The organism is Streptomyces sp. NPDC055103 (genome assembly GCF_053607625.1).
In genome coordinates, this window is the sequence record NZ_JBSGTX010000006.1 from 148,493 (window position 1) to 164,301 (window position 15,809).

Annotated in this window: 14 protein-coding genes; 9 read left to right on the forward strand and 5 right to left on the reverse strand. The window is 71.9% G+C overall.

The annotated features are described in order from the left end of the window. Nucleotides 1–103: 103 nt before the first annotated feature. The 3 genes from ACWFR1_RS06530 to ACWFR1_RS06540 all read right to left on the reverse strand — a co-directional run bounded on the left by ACWFR1_RS06530 (nt 104) and on the right by ACWFR1_RS06540 (nt 1,822). The gene (locus ACWFR1_RS06530) at nt 104–679 is read right to left on the reverse strand and encodes a TerD family protein (RefSeq protein WP_024761283.1); all 576 of its coding nucleotides are present in this window, start codon (nt 677–679) and stop codon (nt 104–106) included. Between the two features lie 137 nt (nt 680–816). Beyond that, the gene (locus ACWFR1_RS06535; RefSeq protein ID WP_453547174.1) at nt 817–1,275 is read right to left on the reverse strand and encodes a peroxiredoxin; all 459 of its coding nucleotides are present in this window, start codon (nt 1,273–1,275) and stop codon (nt 817–819) included. Between the two features lie 124 nt (nt 1,276–1,399). Beyond that, nucleotides 1,400–1,822, reverse strand: a complete 423-nt coding sequence (locus ACWFR1_RS06540) for a DUF3052 domain-containing protein (RefSeq protein WP_267043389.1) — start codon at nt 1,820–1,822, stop codon at nt 1,400–1,402. Between the two features lie 436 nt (nt 1,823–2,258). Here ACWFR1_RS06540 and aceE point away from each other — a divergent pair, with 436 nt between their 5' ends. Together aceE and ACWFR1_RS06550 are read left to right on the forward strand one after the other, a co-directional pair. After that, nucleotides 2,259–4,991 carry a pyruvate dehydrogenase (acetyl-transferring), homodimeric type gene (aceE, locus tag ACWFR1_RS06545; protein ID WP_453547177.1) on the forward strand — a complete coding sequence of 911 codons (2,733 nt, stop codon included), beginning with the start codon at nt 2,259–2,261 and terminating at the stop codon, nt 4,989–4,991. Nucleotides 4,992–5,071: 80 nt separating this feature from the next. Continuing rightward, complete coding sequence (locus tag ACWFR1_RS06550) at nt 5,072–5,890, forward strand: potassium channel family protein (protein WP_453547179.1); 819 nt, start codon at nt 5,072–5,074, stop codon at nt 5,888–5,890. On the opposite strand, the gene ACWFR1_RS06555 is transcribed toward ACWFR1_RS06550, so the two are convergent. After that, nucleotides 5,871–6,350, reverse strand: a complete 480-nt coding sequence (locus tag ACWFR1_RS06555; RefSeq protein WP_453547181.1) for a peptidase inhibitor family I36 protein — start codon at nt 6,348–6,350, stop codon at nt 5,871–5,873. The genes ACWFR1_RS06550 and ACWFR1_RS06555 overlap by 20 nt on opposite strands. Nucleotides 6,351–6,492: 142 nt before the next feature. Further along, nucleotides 6,493–8,115: an MFS transporter gene (locus ACWFR1_RS06560; protein WP_453547184.1), complete on the reverse strand. Its 1,623-nt coding sequence runs from the start codon at nt 8,113–8,115 to the stop codon at nt 6,493–6,495. 116 nt (nt 8,116–8,231) lie between these two features. Here ACWFR1_RS06560 and ACWFR1_RS06565 point away from each other — a divergent pair, with 116 nt between their 5' ends. The 7 genes from ACWFR1_RS06565 to ACWFR1_RS06595 all read left to right on the forward strand — a co-directional run bounded on the left by ACWFR1_RS06565 (nt 8,232) and on the right by ACWFR1_RS06595 (nt 15,805). Further along, nucleotides 8,232–8,888 carry a TetR family transcriptional regulator gene (locus ACWFR1_RS06565; RefSeq protein ID WP_453547186.1) on the forward strand — a complete coding sequence of 219 codons (657 nt, stop codon included), beginning with the start codon at nt 8,232–8,234 and terminating at the stop codon, nt 8,886–8,888. Nucleotides 8,889–8,963: 75 nt separating this feature from the next. After that, nucleotides 8,964–10,178 (forward strand): alpha/beta hydrolase, encoded by a 1,215-nt coding sequence (locus tag ACWFR1_RS06570; protein WP_453547188.1) that lies wholly within the window; start codon nt 8,964–8,966, stop codon nt 10,176–10,178. A gap of 74 nt (nt 10,179–10,252) precedes the next feature. Next, complete coding sequence (locus ACWFR1_RS06575) at nt 10,253–11,158, forward strand: DUF4429 domain-containing protein (protein WP_453547189.1); 906 nt, start codon at nt 10,253–10,255, stop codon at nt 11,156–11,158. Nucleotides 11,159–11,344: 186 nt separating this feature from the next. Continuing rightward, nucleotides 11,345–12,667 carry a sensor histidine kinase gene (locus ACWFR1_RS06580; RefSeq protein WP_453547192.1) on the forward strand — a complete coding sequence of 441 codons (1,323 nt, stop codon included), beginning with the start codon at nt 11,345–11,347 and terminating at the stop codon, nt 12,665–12,667. A gap of 38 nt (nt 12,668–12,705) precedes the next feature. Next, nucleotides 12,706–13,386, forward strand: coding sequence for a response regulator (locus tag ACWFR1_RS06585; protein ID WP_453547194.1), 681 nt, complete (start codon nt 12,706–12,708; stop codon nt 13,384–13,386). Nucleotides 13,387–13,601: 215 nt separating this feature from the next. After that, a complete protein-coding gene (locus tag ACWFR1_RS06590) occupies nt 13,602–14,591 on the forward strand; it encodes an alpha/beta hydrolase (protein ID WP_453547196.1) in 990 nt (329 codons plus the stop codon). Then, the gene (locus ACWFR1_RS06595; RefSeq protein WP_453547198.1) at nt 14,588–15,805 is read left to right on the forward strand and encodes an acyltransferase family protein; all 1,218 of its coding nucleotides are present in this window, start codon (nt 14,588–14,590) and stop codon (nt 15,803–15,805) included. Before ACWFR1_RS06590 ends, ACWFR1_RS06595 begins: the two co-directional genes overlap by 4 nt. The last annotated feature ends 4 nt before the right edge of the window (nt 15,806–15,809 follow it).

The following is a 15,809-nucleotide window of genomic DNA, read 5'->3' on the forward strand; positions in this document are numbered from 1 at the left end:
TTGGCTACCTTTCCCCCCATCCTGCCTAGACCACCCCGGGGGTTATCCGCACCGCCGGCCCCCGCAGGCAAGGGCCGGCGCCGGACGGTTGGAACGGTTCGGCTCAGACGTTGACGCCGAAGTCCGCGGCGATACCGCGGAGACCCGAGGCATACCCCTGACCGACGGCACGGAACTTCCACTCCGCGCCGTGGCGGTACAGCTCGCCGAAGACCATGGCGGTCTCGGTGGAGGCGTCCTCCGAGAGGTCGTACCGGGCGATCTCGGCGCCGCCGGCCTGGTTCACGACGCGGATGAACGCGTTGCGCACCTGGCCGAAGGACTGCTGGCGGTTCTCGGCGTCGTAGATCGAGACCGGGAAGACGATCTTGGACACGTCGGCCGGCACGGTCGCCAGGCTGACCTTGACCTGCTCGTCGTCGCCCTCGCCCTCGCCGGTGAGGTTGTCACCGGTGTGCTCGACCGAGCCGTCGGCGCTCTTCAGGTTGTTGAAGAAGACGAAGTCCTGGTCGTTGCGGACCTTGCCCTCTTCGCTCACCAGGATGGCGCTGGCGTCGAGGTCGAAGTCCGTACCGGTGGTGGTACGGACGTCCCAGCCCAGACCGACGGTCACGGCGGTGAGGCCAGGGGCCTCCTTGGTCAGCGAGACGTTGCCGCCCTTGCTGAGGCTGACTCCCACGAGTCCCTCCATACGTTTTCAGGGGCAGCGCCCCAGTCGTGCGTTGGCATCGGATCAACGAGTGGATCCTAGTGACGGGTTCCCGGTCGAAACAGTCGATTCGCCCGGCGAATCGACGGTGTCGGCCGCGGGCCGGCTCAGATGGCGTCGAGCGCCTTGACGTAGTCGCCGAGGTCGCGGGCGTCCGGCAGGGCGTTCACGACGGTCCAGCGGACCACGCCCTCCTTGTCGATGATGAAGGTGCCGCGCACCGCGCAGCCCTTCTCCTCGTCGAAGACGCCGTAGGCCCGGGAGGCCTCGCCGTGCTTCCAGAAGTCGGAGAGCAGCGGGAAGTCCAGGTCCTCCTGGTCGGCGAAGACGCGCAGGGTGTGGATCGAGTCGTTCGAGACGGCGAGGAGCTGGGTGTCGTCGTTGACGAACTTCGGGAGGTGGTCCCGGAGCTCGCGCAGCTCGCCGGTGCAGACGCCGGTGAAGGCGAAGGGGTAGAAGAGCAGCACCACGTTCTTCTCGCCGCGGAACTCCGAGAGCCTCACGGTGCGTCCGTGGTTGTCCTTCAGCTCGAATTCCGGGGCCTCGGTGCCGGCCTCGATCGCCATCGCCCACGCTTCCTTCGTCGGAGCCCGGCCCGGATCACTGGGCCGAATCGGTGAGGCCCAGCCTACGGCCTGTGCGCGAAAGCCCCCGCCGGCGTACCGGCGGGGGCTTCTCGCAACATGGTGATCAGCGCTTGGGGGCCACCAGACGGGCGCCCGCCCAGTCCTTGGCGACGCTGATGCTCTTGGTCTGGGAGAGACCAGCAGTCTGCGCGGCATCGTTGATATCGCTCGGCTCGATGTAGCCGTCACGGCCGGTCTTCGGCGTCAGCAGCCAGATCACGCCGCCGTCCTCCAGAAGACCGATGGCGTCCACCAGTGCGTCGGTGAGATCGCCGTCCTCGTCGCGGAACCAGAGGACCACGGCGTCGGCGACGTCGTCGTACTCCTCGTCCACGAGCTCGGCGCCGATGATGGACTCGATGCCTTCACGGAGATCCTGGTCGACGTCGTCGTCGTAGCCGATCTCCTGGACCACCTGGCCAGGCTCGAACCCCAGCCTCGCTGCCGGGTTGGTCCGCTCCTCCGCGTGGTCCGCGGTCGCGCTCACGGCTTGCCTCCTGCTCATTCGGTAAATGCTGTGGGCCACGCGTATGCGCGCGGCGCTGGCCGTAGTCCACACGTGCCGGGGCTCATCGCGCAAGTACTGGGCCTCGGAGACCGCCGAAACGGTGACGTTTGGGGCCGTCTCGCCCCAACTTCCGGCACGCTCTGACCACCCTTCGTGATCAGTCACACATGATTCATCCCGGTTTACGGACTTCCGCAGCTTCAGTCTGCCGAACGTCCGACCGAAACGCATGCGCGAGTTGGGCGTAAGGTTGCGATTTGAACACATCCGAACACATGGAGGGCAGCGCGGACACCGCTGGGGCCTCGTAGGGGTTACCCGTCGGTAAATGTGACGTCTGGCGTCGACGGGGTACACGATGGACATCCCGACCACTTCGTGGCCCGTGGGCACCCCCGAACAGCGAAGGAAGAGCGTGGCTCCCGGATCCGATCGCAACCCGATCATCATTGGCGGCCTTCCCAGCCAGGTCCCGGATTTCGACCCGGAAGAGACCCAGGAATGGCTCGACTCCCTCGACGCGGCCGTCGACGAGCGTGGCCGGGAACGGGCCCGCTACCTCATGCTCCGCCTGATCGAGCGGGCGCGCGAGAAGCGCGTGGCCGTGCCCGAGATGCGCAGCACGGACTACGTCAACACCATCGCCACCAAGGACGAGCCCTTCTTCCCCGGCAACGAGGAGATCGAGCGCAAGGTCCTCAACGCCACGCGGTGGAACGCGGCCGTGATGGTCTCGCGCGCGCAGCGGCCCGGTATCGGTGTCGGCGGCCACATCGCCACGTTCGCCTCCTCGGCCTCCCTCTACGACGTCGGCTTCAACCACTTCTTCCGCGGCAAGGACGAGGGCGACGGCGGCGACCAGATCTTCTTCCAGGGGCACGCCTCCCCCGGCATCTACGCCCGCGCCTACCTCCTGGACCGGCTGAACGACACCCAGCTCGACGGCTTCCGCCAGGAGAAGTCGAAGTACCCCAACGGCCTTTCGTCCTATCCGCACCCCCGGCTGATGCCGGACTTCTGGGAGTTCCCGACCGTGTCGATGGGCCTCGGCCCGCTCGGCGCGATCTACCAGGCCCGGATGAACCGGTACATGGAGGCGCGCGGCATCGCCGACACCTCCAAGTCGCACGTCTGGGCGTTCCTCGGCGACGGCGAGATGGACGAGGTCGAGTCGGTCGGCCAGCTCTCCATCGCCGCGCGCGAGGGCCTGGACAACCTCACGTTCGTCGTCAACTGCAACCTGCAGCGGCTCGACGGTCCGGTGCGCGGCAACGGCAAGATCATCCAGGAGCTGGAGTCGATCTTCCGGGGCAACGGCTGGAACGTCGTCAAGCTGATCTGGGACCGTTCCTGGGACCCGCTGCTCGCGCAGGACCGTGACGGCATCCTGGTCAACAAGTTCAACACCACGCCGGACGGCCAGTTCCAGACGTACGCCACGGAGACCGGCGGCTACATCCGCGACCACTTCTTCGGCGACGACCACCGGCTGCGGGCGATGGTCGAGGGCATGTCGGACCAGCAGATCCTGCACCTGGGGCGCGGTGGCCACGACCACAAGAAGATCTACGCGGCCTACGCGGCGGCGAAGGCGCACGCGGGCCAGCCGACGGTGATCCTCGCCCAGACCGTCAAGGGCTGGACGCTGGGCCCGAACTTCGAGGGCCGCAACGCGACCCACCAGATGAAGAAGCTGACGGTCGACGACCTCAAGCGCTTCCGCGACCGGCTGCACATCCCGGTGACGGACCGGCAGTTGGAGGACGGCCTGCCGCCGTACTACCACCCGGGCCGGAACTCCGAGGAGATCCAGTACATGCACGACCGGCGCAACGGTCTCGGCGGGTACGTACCGACCCGTGTCGTGCGGGCGAAGCCGCTGGCCCTCCCCGACGACAAGACCTACGCGGCCGCCAAGAAGGGCTCCGGGCAGCAGTCGATCGCCACCACGATGGCCTTCGTCCGCATCCTGAAGGACCTCATGCGGGACAAGGAGATCGGCAAGCGCTTCGTGCTGATCGCCCCCGACGAGTACCGCACCTTCGGCATGGACGCCTTCTTCCCGAGCGCCAAGATCTACAACCCGCTGGGCCAGCAGTACGAGGCGGTCGACCGTGAACTCCTCCTCGCCTACAAGGAGTCGCCGACGGGCCAGATGCTGCACGACGGCATCTCCGAGGCCGGCTGCACGGCCTCGCTGATCGCCGCGGGCTCGGCGTACGCCACGCACGGCGAGCCGCTGATCCCGGTGTACGTCTTCTACTCGATGTTCGGTTTCCAGCGGACCGGCGACCAGTTCTGGCAGATGGCCGACCAGCTGGCGCGCGGCTTCGTGCTCGGCGCCACCGCCGGCCGTACGACGCTGACCGGCGAGGGCCTCCAGCACGCGGACGGCCACTCGCACCTGCTCGCCTCGACGAACCCGGCCTGCATCGCCTACGACCCGGCCTTCGGTTTCGAGATCGCGCACATCGTCAAGGACGGACTGCGCCGGATGTACGGCCCGGCCGCCGAGGACGTCTTCTACTACCTGACCGTCTACAACGAGCCGATCCAGCACCCGGCCGAGCCGGCGGACGTGGACGTCGAGGGCATCCTCGCCGGTATCCACCGCTTCAAGCCGGCCGAAGCCGGTGCGATCCCGGCGCAGATCATGGCCTCCGGTGTCGCCGTGCCGTGGGCGGTCGAGGCGCAGCGGATCCTCGCCGAGGAGTGGAACGTCCGGGCCGACGTCTGGTCCGCGACCTCGTGGACCGAGCTGCGGCGCGAGGCCGTGGCCGTCGAGGAGCACAATCTGCTCCACCCCGACGAGGAGCAGCGTGTCCCGTACGTGACGCGCAAGCTCCAGGGTGCCGAGGGCCCGTTCGTGGCGGTCTCGGACTGGATGCGTGCGGTCCCGGACCAGATCTCCCGCTGGGTGCCGGGCGCGTACACCTCACTGGGCGCGGACGGCTTCGGCTTCGCGGACACGCGGGGTGCGGCCCGCCGCTACTTCCACATCGACGCCCAGTCGGTCGTGCTCTCGGTGCTGACCGAGCTCGCCCGCGCGGGCAAGGTCGACCGGTCGGCCCTGAAGCAGGCCGTGGACCGCTACCAGTTGCTCGACGTGGCCGCCGCCGACCCGGGCGCCGCGGGCGGCGACGCCTGATCGGGCGGGTCTCGTAGCACGAACGGGGTGGTGAGGGGCGGTGGGACCGGTGGTCTCGCCGCCCTTCGGCGTTCTCTACGATGCCCGGCATGAAGGTTCGCTGGAAGAGCTGGGAAAAGCGCACGCAGACGCCGCTGCTGGCGCTCGCCGCGGCCTTCGGCATCGCCTACGCCGTGCCGATCGTGGCTCCCGACGCCGACCCGTGGGTGCACCGGCTGTGCACCCATGTCGAGTGGGTGGTGTGGGGCGCCTTCGCCCTGGACTATCTGGTGCGGCTCGCCCTCGCCCCGGCCCGCTGGGCCTTCGTCCGCTCCCACCCCCTGGATCTGCTCGCGGTCCTGCTGCCGATGGTGCAGCCCCTGCGGCTGCTGCGGCTCGTCTCCACGCTCCTCCTCGTGGGCCGGCGGGCCCGGATGGCCCCGCAGATAACGCTCACCACCTATGTGGCGGGCGCGGTGGTCGGGCTGATGATGTTCGGCTCGCTGGCCGTACTGCATGTCGAGCGGGACGCCCCGGACGGCAACATCAAGACGCTCGGGGACGCGGTCTGGTGGTCCTTCACCACGATGACGACGGTCGGCTACGGAGACCACGCCCCGACCACGGGCCTCGGCCGGGTCCTCGCGGTCGGTCTGATGCTGTCGGGCATCGCCCTGCTGGGTGTCGTGACCGCCAACATCGCGGCCTGGTTCATCTCCCGCTTCGACCGGGACGACGCGGTGGAGCGCAGGCAGACCGAGCTCCTGGAGGCACTGACCCGGGAGGTCCGCGAGCTGCGCGCGGAGGTCGCACGGCTCGCGGTACCGGTGACGGCGGCCGCCCCCGCCGGGCCGCCGGACGTCCCCACGCCGGGCGCCTCCACGCCGGACGTCCCCACGCCTACCGCTCCCAGAGCTTGAACGCTCTGACCTCGTAGGGCGTCTGCGGCACCCAGGTCCCGCGCCCCGGGTAGGTCTCGAACTCCCCCGTCTCCTCGCACTCGGCGGACTGGTACGTGGTGACCGGCCGCCCCGTGCGGTTGGCCAGAGACTGGGCCGAGGTGCCGGGCGGCAGGGCGACACAGCTCTCGATGTCGGTGGTGGCCAGCTCGTGGCTCTGGGTCCGGCCCTTGAAGTCGGGCTTCGGCCAGAGGCAGAGCCGGCCGGGACCGCAGGCCCCTAGTGCCGTCCCGGGCGGAGCGGCCGCCGCGGGAGCCGGGGCCACCAGGAGCCCGGTCAGCAGGGCGGTCAGGATGGTCGCGGCCGCCGTGGCGCGCACAGTCTTCGTGGCCGCCGCGACCGGCACCGTCTTCGTGGCCGCCGTGGCCGGCACCGTCTTCGTGGCCGCCGTGACCGGCACCGTCTTCGTATACGTGTACATGCCGATGAACCCCCGCTTCGTCACTCTCCGTAATCACGAGCATGCCGGAGGTCACCGGAGGAACGGAAGAGGGGCCGCCCCCGTTCACGCGAACGGGTGACGGCCCCCTACGGGAACCCCGACTACGCGAGCCCGAAGGGCGTCAGATGTGACCGCCCATGCCGCCCGCCTCCGCGTTCTCGCCGCGCTTGGTGAGCGTGGCGACGAGGGCCGCGACGACCGCGACGACGCCGGCGACGGTGAAGGCCAGGCCCATGCCGTCCAGGAAGGTGTCGTGGATGACCCCGGAGATCTTGCCGAAGAGGTCGGGGGTCATCCCCGGTGCCTGGGCCAGCTCCGGCGGGGCCATGCCGAACTCGGCGGCCTGCTCCAGCTGCGGGTTGACCGGGGCCGGGATGCCGGCCTCCTTCCAGTTGTCCTCGAAGGCCGTGGCCACCTTGGACGACATGACGGCGCCGAGCACCGCCGTACCGAGCGCGCCGCCGACCTGCATGGCGGCCTGCTGCAGACCACCGGCCACGCCGGAGAGCTCCAGCGGCGCGTTGCCGACGATGACCTCGGTGGCGCCGACCATGACCGGGGCGAGGCCCAGGCCGAGCAGGGCGAACCAGAGGGACATCACGAGCGTGCTCGTGCCGGCCGAGAGCGTGATCATGCCGAACATGGAGACGGCGGTGCAGACCATGCCGCCGACGAGCGGCACGCGCGGGCCGAACTTGGTGATCAGGACGCCCGCCAGCGGCGAGGAGACGATCATCATGGCCGTCAGCGGGAGCAGGCGCAGACCGCTGTCGACCGGGCTGAGCCCCTTCACGCCCTGGAGGTAGAAGGTCACGAAGAACAGGCCGCCCATGAAGGCGAAGGCCATCAGGACCATCAGGACGACACCGGCCGAGAGCGGCACGGAGCGGAACATGCCCAGCGGGATCAGCGGCTCCTTGACCTTGGTCTCCCAGAAGGCGAAGAGCCCGAAGAGCAGCACCGCGCCGATCAGACAGCCCCAGGTCTTGCCGCCGGTCCAGCCCCAGGACTCGCCGGCCTTGATGAGCCCCCAGACGAGGGAGGCCATGGCGCCGGAGAGCAGCAGGATGCCGAGGATGTCGAAGGAGCGCGGCGCGTTCTCGGCGCGGTGGTCCTTGAGGATGACCAGGCCGAGGGCGAGCGCGACGACGCCGACCGGCACGTTGATGAAGAAGACGGACTGCCAGCTGACGTGCTCGACGAGCAGGCCGCCGACGATCGGGCCGCCCGCCGTGGACGCGCCGATGACCATGCCCCAGATGCCGATGGCCATGTTCAGCTTCTCGGCGGGGAAGGTGGCGCGCAGCAGGCCGAGCGCGGCCGGCATCAGCAGGGCGCCGAAGAGGCCCTGGAGGACGCGGAAGGCGATCACGGCGCCGATCGAGTCGGACAGGCCGATCGCCCCGGAGGCGGCGGCGAAGCCGGCGATGCCGATGAGGAAGGTCTGGCGGTGACCGAAGCGGTCACCGAGCTTGCCTGCGGTGATCAGGGCGACGGCGAGCGCGAGCAGGTAGCCGTTGGTGATCCACTGGACCTGGGCGAGCGAGGCGCCGAGGTCGGTCTTGATGGCGGGGTTGGCGATGGCGACGATCGTGCCGTCGAGCGCGACCATCATCACGCCCACGGCGACGCCGAACAGGGTCAGCCAGGGGTGGCCGCGCAGTCCCTTCGCCGGGCCCGGAACGGGTTCCCGGACGCCCCCCTGACCCTGCGGGGCCTTTTCCACGGTGGTCTGACTAGTCATGCGCACCAAGCTAATGTCAGCGACTGACAATTGACAAAGCGATTCACACGCCGGTAACTGTCACGTAGCTCACAGGTACCCTGAGTCGGACGAAACGCCCGAAAAGAGGATTCGAATTGGCCGTCCCCGCCCCCGGGCTCCGCGAGCGGAAGAAGCAGCGCACGCGCGACGCGCTGATCCGGGTGGCCCTGGAGCTCTTCACCGCCCAGGGGTACGAGCGGACGACCGTCGACGAGATCGTCGACGCCGTCGAGGTCTCCCAGCGGACCTTCTTCCGGTACTTCGCCTCCAAGGAGGAGGTCGCCTTCGCCGTCCAGGACATGGTGGAGACGCTGTTCGTGACCGCCCTCGAACAGCGGCCGCCCGCCGAGGGCCCCTTCGACGCGCTGCGGCACGCCGTCCTGAGCGCCTGGGACCACGCGGGCGAGGCGATCGCCGAGGTCGTCCCGATCGAGCTGTACCTGCTGACCTTCCAGATGATCGAGTCGACGCCCGCGCTCCTCGCCGTCCACCTGCGCCGCTCGGCCGAGACGGAGGAGACGATCGGCCGGATCATCGCCGCGCGGGAGGGCCTCGACGTGGACGAGGACCCGCGCCCCCGGATCGCGGTGGCGGCGTTCAGCGGGGTCATGCGGGTGACCGGCCAGATGTGGGTCCGGGGCACGGACCAGAGCCTGGAGGCCATCCGCGCCCTCACCGAGCGGTACCTCGACCACCTCGGCCCGGCGCTCGCCTCCCACTGGCGGAAGGGCCCGGCCGGCGACGCCGCGTAGGCGTTCCGTACCGCTCCGAAGTGCGGGGGGACACCCTTTGGGTCAGCCGCGTCGGCCCCCGTAGGGTGGCGGCCCGTGACCTCCGCCGATGCCTCGCCCGCCCTCGCCGTGACCCGCGCGCTCCTCGCGCTCGCCGTCGTGTTCGTGCTGCTCGCGACGACCGGGTGGACCACGGTCCGGCACCGGCCCGAGCCCGGCCCGTCCCGCGAGGCCGCGTTCGCCGCGTGGGCGCGCGACCGTGTCGGCCACCGCCCGCTGCCCGACCCGGACGCCACACCGGCCGGCGCGGTCGCCGCGTTCTTCGCCCGGCTGGGACCGGCCGGCGGTCTCCGGCTCGCCGAGCGGCACCCCCTCGTCGTCGGCAACCTCAACGGCGCCCCCGTCGCCCTCCGCTACCGCGCCAACCGGCTCACGCTCGGCCAGGCGCTCGCCGCCGAGCGGGGCAGGGTCGACGACTCCCGGCTCTCCGCCGACGGCCGGCACGAGGCGCGGCGCCGGGCCGACCGCTTCGCCTCCCTGATGCGGCCCGGCCGCCAGGTCCTCGCCTTCGACCCGACGGGCAAGGGGCGCGCGGCCGAGGTCCTCGGCGACCTGGAGCGGGCCCGGCGGGTCTCGGTGATCGTGCCCGGCGTCGACACGACCCTGCTCACCTTCCAGAAGACCCACGGCCGGTACGCGGCTCCCGCCGGCATGGCCCAGTCGCTGTTCGCCGCCGAGCGGCGGGCCTCCCCCGGCGCCAGGGTCGCCGTCATCGCCTGGGCCGACTACACCGCGCCCGCCGGGGTCGGCGTCGACGCGATGACCGGCCGGCTCGCCGCCAACGGAGCCGTACGCCTCGTGGAGATGGCCTCCGCGCTGCCCGGTGACGCCCGGGTGGCGCTCTTCTGCCACAGCTACGGCTCCGTCCTCTGCGGGCTCGCCGCGCCCCGGCTGCCCGCACGGGTGACGGACCTGGCCGTCGCCGGCAGCCCCGGCATGCGGGTGGATCGCGCGGCGGACCTCGCCACCCCGGCGCGGGTGTGGGCCATGCGGGACGCCGACGACTGGATCGCGGACGTGCCGCACCTGGAGGTGGGCGGGGTCGGGCACGGCGCGGACCCGGTGGAACCGGAATTCGGCGCCCGTCTGCTCTCGGCGCGCGGAGCGCTCGGCCACAGCGGCTATTTCGAGCCGGGGACGGAGAGCCTCGGCAACTTCGCCGCGATAGGGGTCGGTTCGTACCGGGACCTCGTCTGCGCACGTGCCGACAGCGCTTGCCACCATGGAATATCCGGCGCAGAAGGGGCCTGACGCGCGTAGATCACGGATTTTCCCCACCATTCACGGGGGCGACGCATGGCCACGCGCCGCTTACGATGAGGCGTATGGGTGATGTGCTGGCCGGAATTCATGCCACCTGGGAGTTCGAGAGCGATGCTCTCGTCATCCGCTTCGACCGGGGGAACCGCAACACGCCGAAGCTTTTCAGCGCGCTACGAGAACGACGAGTCCCGCACGAGGCGTTGGCGTCCGTGACGCTCACGCCCGGGAAGCGGGGCACCGTCGTGCTGCACGCCGTGCCGAGGCCCGGCGCCGATCCCCTGATGGAAGCGGCCGCGGGGCAGCTCAAGGAGGCCTGCGACCCGTACCGCCTGGTGCTGCCGGCGGATCGGGAGACGCTCGCCGAGTACTACCGGGACGAGCTGCGGGCGCTGCTGCCGTGGGACGCGGCGGATCCGGCCGGGGGCGAGGACGGTGCGGCGGTGCCGCCCGCCGACGGCTTCCTGGTGGCCGCTCCCACGGGGCCGCAGTCCTTCAAGACGTACGACGGGAGGGCGAGTTTCGACGGGACGTCGGAGGTCGCTTTCCGCTGGTCCTGGACGGGCGCGTCCTCGGAGAAGTGGAAGGCGGGCGACCAGACCTTCTCCGTACGGGATCTCAGCGACGTCGAGTGGCGCTCGCCGGAGATCCTCGACGGGTACCTGCGTCTGGTGCCCCGGGACGGCGGCCCCCGGGACGCCCAGCCCGACCGGGACCCGGCCTCGGTCGTCTTCGGTCTCGGCCTCGGGCCGGTGCACGAGTCCCTCCCCTTCGCCGCGGCGGTCCTCGCCGCGATCCGGGGCAGGGCCCGCGTGCCCGTCGCCGTCCCGGCCGGCGCCCCGGACGCCGCGCACCGCGACCCCGCGGCGGTCGCGGAGAGGATCCGGCACCTGGGCGACCTGCACCAGGCGGGGCTCGTGACGGACGAGGAGTTCTCGGCGAAGAAGGCGGAACTCCTCGCGGAGCTCTGAACCCGGAGCTCTGAACCCGAAGCTCTGCCCCCGAAGCTCTGGCCCCGGAGCTCTGGCCCGGAGCTCCGGCCCCGGAGCCCGGAGAGCCGCCCCTCACCAGGCCCGATGTCATACCCCGGTACGGGGTCGCGGCCCCTCCCCGGTATGACGCCCGCCGCCGTGCCCGCTGCCTACCCTGGGCGGGTCATGGCTACCGAACAGCGGCGCGAGCCGCCCCTCCGCCGCCTCAGCCGGTCCGGCGCGCGATCCCGCGCGCTGTTCCAGGGCCTCGGGGCCGCGCTCACCACCCCGACCACCCCGGGCGCGCCCCTGCTCTCCGAGGCCTCCTCGCGGTGGGTGCGGCTGCTGCCGTACGTCGTCGCCGTCGCCTTCGTCTCCGCGCTCCTGCCCAGCACCATCAACGTCCTCGCCAACGACTACGGCATCAACGGCGTCCTCGCCGGGGCCCTCGCCACCGCCCAGACCGCGCCGCTGCTGCTCGCCGTCTCCCGCCCCCTCCAGGCCTGGTGGGTGATCTTCACCGCGGACGTGCTCGGCGCGCTCCCCCTCGTCCACTCGGACGGCGTCCACGCGGACCTGTGGCCCTGGACCCCGCCGGTCGTCGTCGGCTACTGCGCGCTCATGGTCGCGCTCGGGCTGCGCGAGTCCCGCCGGGCGCTCTTCGGCGTCTGGCTGGCGACGGGCACGGCCGGGTTCGTCCTGGAGGTCTTCCGTCCCGACGGCGACACCAGCGTCCACACGCTGCTGCTCGTGCTGAGCGGTGTCCTGCTGCTGCTCACCTCGGCCGTACGCGCCCGGGGCGACGCGCAGCGGCGGCTCGTCGAGCAGGAGATCATCAACGAGGCCGAACGTTCCCGCCGCACGCTCCTGGAGGAGCGGGCGAGGATCGCGCGCGAGCTGCACGACGTCGTCGCCCACCACATGTCCGTGATCACCGTCCAGGCGGACTCGGCCCCGTACCGCATCCCCGACCTCCCGGACGCGGCCCGGGAGGAGTTCACCTCCATCGCGGCGAGCGCGCGCGAGTCGCTGGCCGAGATGCGGCGGCTGCTCTCGGTGCTGCGCAGCGACGGCAGCGAGGGCGAGCGGGCCCCACAGCCGGGTCTGGACCGGGTCCAGCAGCTGGTCGAGGCGACCGTGCGGGCCGGGGTTCCGGCCGTGCTGTCGCTCGCCGCCGACCTCGGGGACGTACCGCAGGCGGTGGACCTGTCCGCGTACCGGATCGTGCAGGAGGCCCTCGCCAACGTCGTCCGGCACGCGCCGGGCGCCGCGACCCGCGTGTCGGTACGGGCGTCGGACGACGGGTGGCTGACGGTCCTGGTCGTCAACGCGCCCGGCGCGGAGGCGGGTTCCGGGGTGGAGCGCGGTGCGGCCGGCACCGGGCACGGCCTGGTCGGCATGCGGGAGCGCGTACGGTTGACGGGCGGCTCGCTGGACACCGGGCCGCTGCCGGACGGCGGCTTCCGGGTGGCCGCACGGCTCCCGCTGACGGCGGATCCGGCGCCCTGACCCGCTTCGACCGACGGCCCCGACCCCAAGGATCCCGAGTGACCATCCGCGTGATCATCGTCGACGACCAGGCCATGGTGCGGGCCGGTTTCGCCGCGCTGCTCGCCTCCCAGCCCGACATCGACGTGGTGGGCGAGGCGCCCGACGGGCGGCAGGGCGTGGACGTGACCCGTTCGACGCATCCGGACGTCGTGCTGATGGACGTGCGGATGCCGGAGCTCGACGGGCTCGCGGCGGCCCGGGAGATCCTCCACCCGCCGACCGGTGTCACGCACCGGCCGAAGGTGCTGATGCTGACCACCTTCGACGTGGACGACTACGTGTACGAGGCGCTGCGCGCCGGCGCGTCCGGCTTCCTCCTGAAGGACGCGCCGCCCGCCGACCTCATCGCGGCGGTACGGATCGTGGCGGCGGGCGAGGCGCTGCTCGCCCCGTCCGTGACCCGCCGTCTCATCGCCGACTTCGCCGCCTCCCGGCCCGCCCCGCGCCGCGACACCACGGCGCTGCGCCTGAACGGCCTCACCCCGCGCGAGACGGAGGTCCTGGAGCTGATCGCCCGGGGCCTGTCGAACCAGGAGATCGCGGACCACCTGGTCCTCGCGGAGCAGACGGTGAAGACCCACATCGGGCGGGTGCTCGCCAAGCTGGACCTGCGCGACCGCGCGCAGGCCGTGGTCTTCGCGTACGAGTCGGGCCTGGTGACCCCCGGCACGACCTGAGGCCCCACGCGGTTCGGCACGACCTGAGGCCGACCTGAGTCCGCATCCCGGACCGGGGGAAAACCCCACCCCCGCCAGGGGGTTGCCTGCTCCTCCACCCCCTACCCCGGTATCAAGCCGAGGTTGGCCCTCCGGTGTGACGTGCCGTCACCCGTCGTCTTCCTACCTTCCTCTCGCCGACGAAAGAGCGAGAACCGGAGAGGGAGGGCGACGTCATGCGCCGCTTCGCGAGGACCCTGACCACCGTGGCCGTGGTGGCGACCGTGATCGCCGGGACGGCCGGCTGGGCGTCCGGTGACGCCCAGGAGGCCGTCACCGGCGCCCCGGCGGGGACGGGGGCGTGGCGGGATGCCGGGCTGCCGGACCCCGAGCGGATGAGCCCGGCCGGGACCGCGCGGTTCTTCGCGGGACTCGCTCCCGTACGACAGAGGGAGCTGGCCCGCACGCACCCGACGGTCGTCGGGAACCTCGACGGCGCTCCCCCGGCCCTGCGGTACGCGGCCAACGACCGTGCCGCGCACGGCCGGTTCGCCGGAGCGCGGGTCCTGGCCCACGATCCGCGCGGCCGGGGGCAGGTCGCCCTCGTGTACGGGGACCTGGCGCGGGCCGAGCACGTCGCCGTGATCGTGCCCGGCTCCGACACCGACCTCGACCACGTCACACCGCTCGCGGACATGGCACGGGCCCTGCACCGGGCGACCGGCGGCCGGACGGCCGCCGTCGCCTGGGCCGGGTACACCACCCCCGTCGGCGTCGGCCTCGACGCGGCCACCGGCCGGCTCGCCGAGGCCGGGGCGGACCGGCTCGCCCGGTTCGTGGACGGCCTCGCGGCCGTCAGGCCCGCCGGCGCGGCCGAGCCGTCCGTGTTCTGCCACAGCTACGGCTCCGTCGTCTGCGGTCTCGCCGCCCACGACCTCAAGGCGAAGGACCTCGTGGTCTTCGGCTCCCCCGGGATGCGCGCCGCGAACGTCGCCGAGCTCGGCACCTCCGCCCGCGTCTGGGCGGCGAAGGACCCCACCGACTGGATCGACCGGATCCCGAACGTCGAGCTCGCGGGCCTCGGCCACGGCACCGACCCCACCGACCCGGACTTCGGGGCCCGCCGGATCCCGGCCGGGGACGCCGACGGCCACGGCGGCTACTTCGCGCCCGGGACCAGCTCCCTGCGCGCGTTCGCCGCGATCGCCGAGGGGGACGTCCGATGAGCTCCCTCGCCACGATGGCCCGGAAGACGGCCTCGACGATCGAATCGGGGACTCCCGCCCACCGCGACCGGGCCATCGACGGCCTCCGCGCCCTCGCCCTGCTCGCCGTGCCGACCGGGCACTGGCTCCTCGGCGGCTTCACCCTCTCCTCCGACGGCGCGATCCACAACGCGAGCCCGCTGGGCACCTTCGCCGGTCTCGCCCCGGTCAGCTGGGTCCTCCAGATGCTGGGCATCTTCTTCCTCGTCGGCGGCTACGCCTCCGTCCTCTCCTACCGGCGCCACAAGGGCTCGACCGGTGAATGGCTCAAGGGCCGGCTGGCCCGCCTCGGCCGCCCGGTGCTCGGCGTCACCGCCGTGTGGGCGGCGCTGCTCCCGCTGCTCCACTTCGGGCTCCGAGTGCCCGTCGACAGCCTGCGGACGGCGTCCACCCTGGTCGTCCAGCCGCTCTGGTTCGTCGGGGTCTACACGGTGGTCACCGCGCTCACCCCGTACTGCGTCCGGGTCGCCCGCCGCCTCGGGGTGTGGGCGGCGGCTCCGCTGTTCGCCTCGGTCGCCGTCGTCGACTTCCTCCGGTACGGGCCGTACGCCGACGCCGTGCCGTCCTGGCTGAGCCTTCTGAACATCCTGCCCGGCTGGCTCTTCGCCTATCAGCTCGGCGTCTCGTGGGGCGAGGGCCGGGTCACCCGGCGGCACGCCTGGGGACTGCTGCTCGGCGGGGCCGCGCTCTTCGCCGCGCTGCTCGTCTGGTTCGGCTACCCGGCGTCCATGGTCGGCGTCCCCGGCGAGGCCCGCACCAACTCGCACCCGCCGTCGCTGCTCGTCCTCGCCCTCGCCGCCGCGCAGAGCGGCCTGGCGATCCTGCTCCGCGACCGGCTCGGCAGGCTTCTGAAGCGGCCCGCGCTGTGGGCACCGGTCGTGGTGGTCAACCTGTCCGCGATGACGATCCTGTGCTGGCACCAGACGGCGATGCTCGCGGCGGCGATCCCCGGCTCGTACCTCGGGGAGATCCCCGGCCTGGTCGGCGCGCCGGACTCGGTCGGCTGGATCCTGGCCCGGCTGGCCTGGATGCCCGTCTTCGCCGGAATGCTCGTCGCCATCGGGCGGTTCGCCCGGGGCTTCGAGTCCCCGTGGGCGAAGACCGGGCCGGCGCGCCGCGTCCTCGCGGGGCTGCTCGCGGCCGGCTTCGGGGTCTTCGCCCTGGGGCTCGCGTGAACGC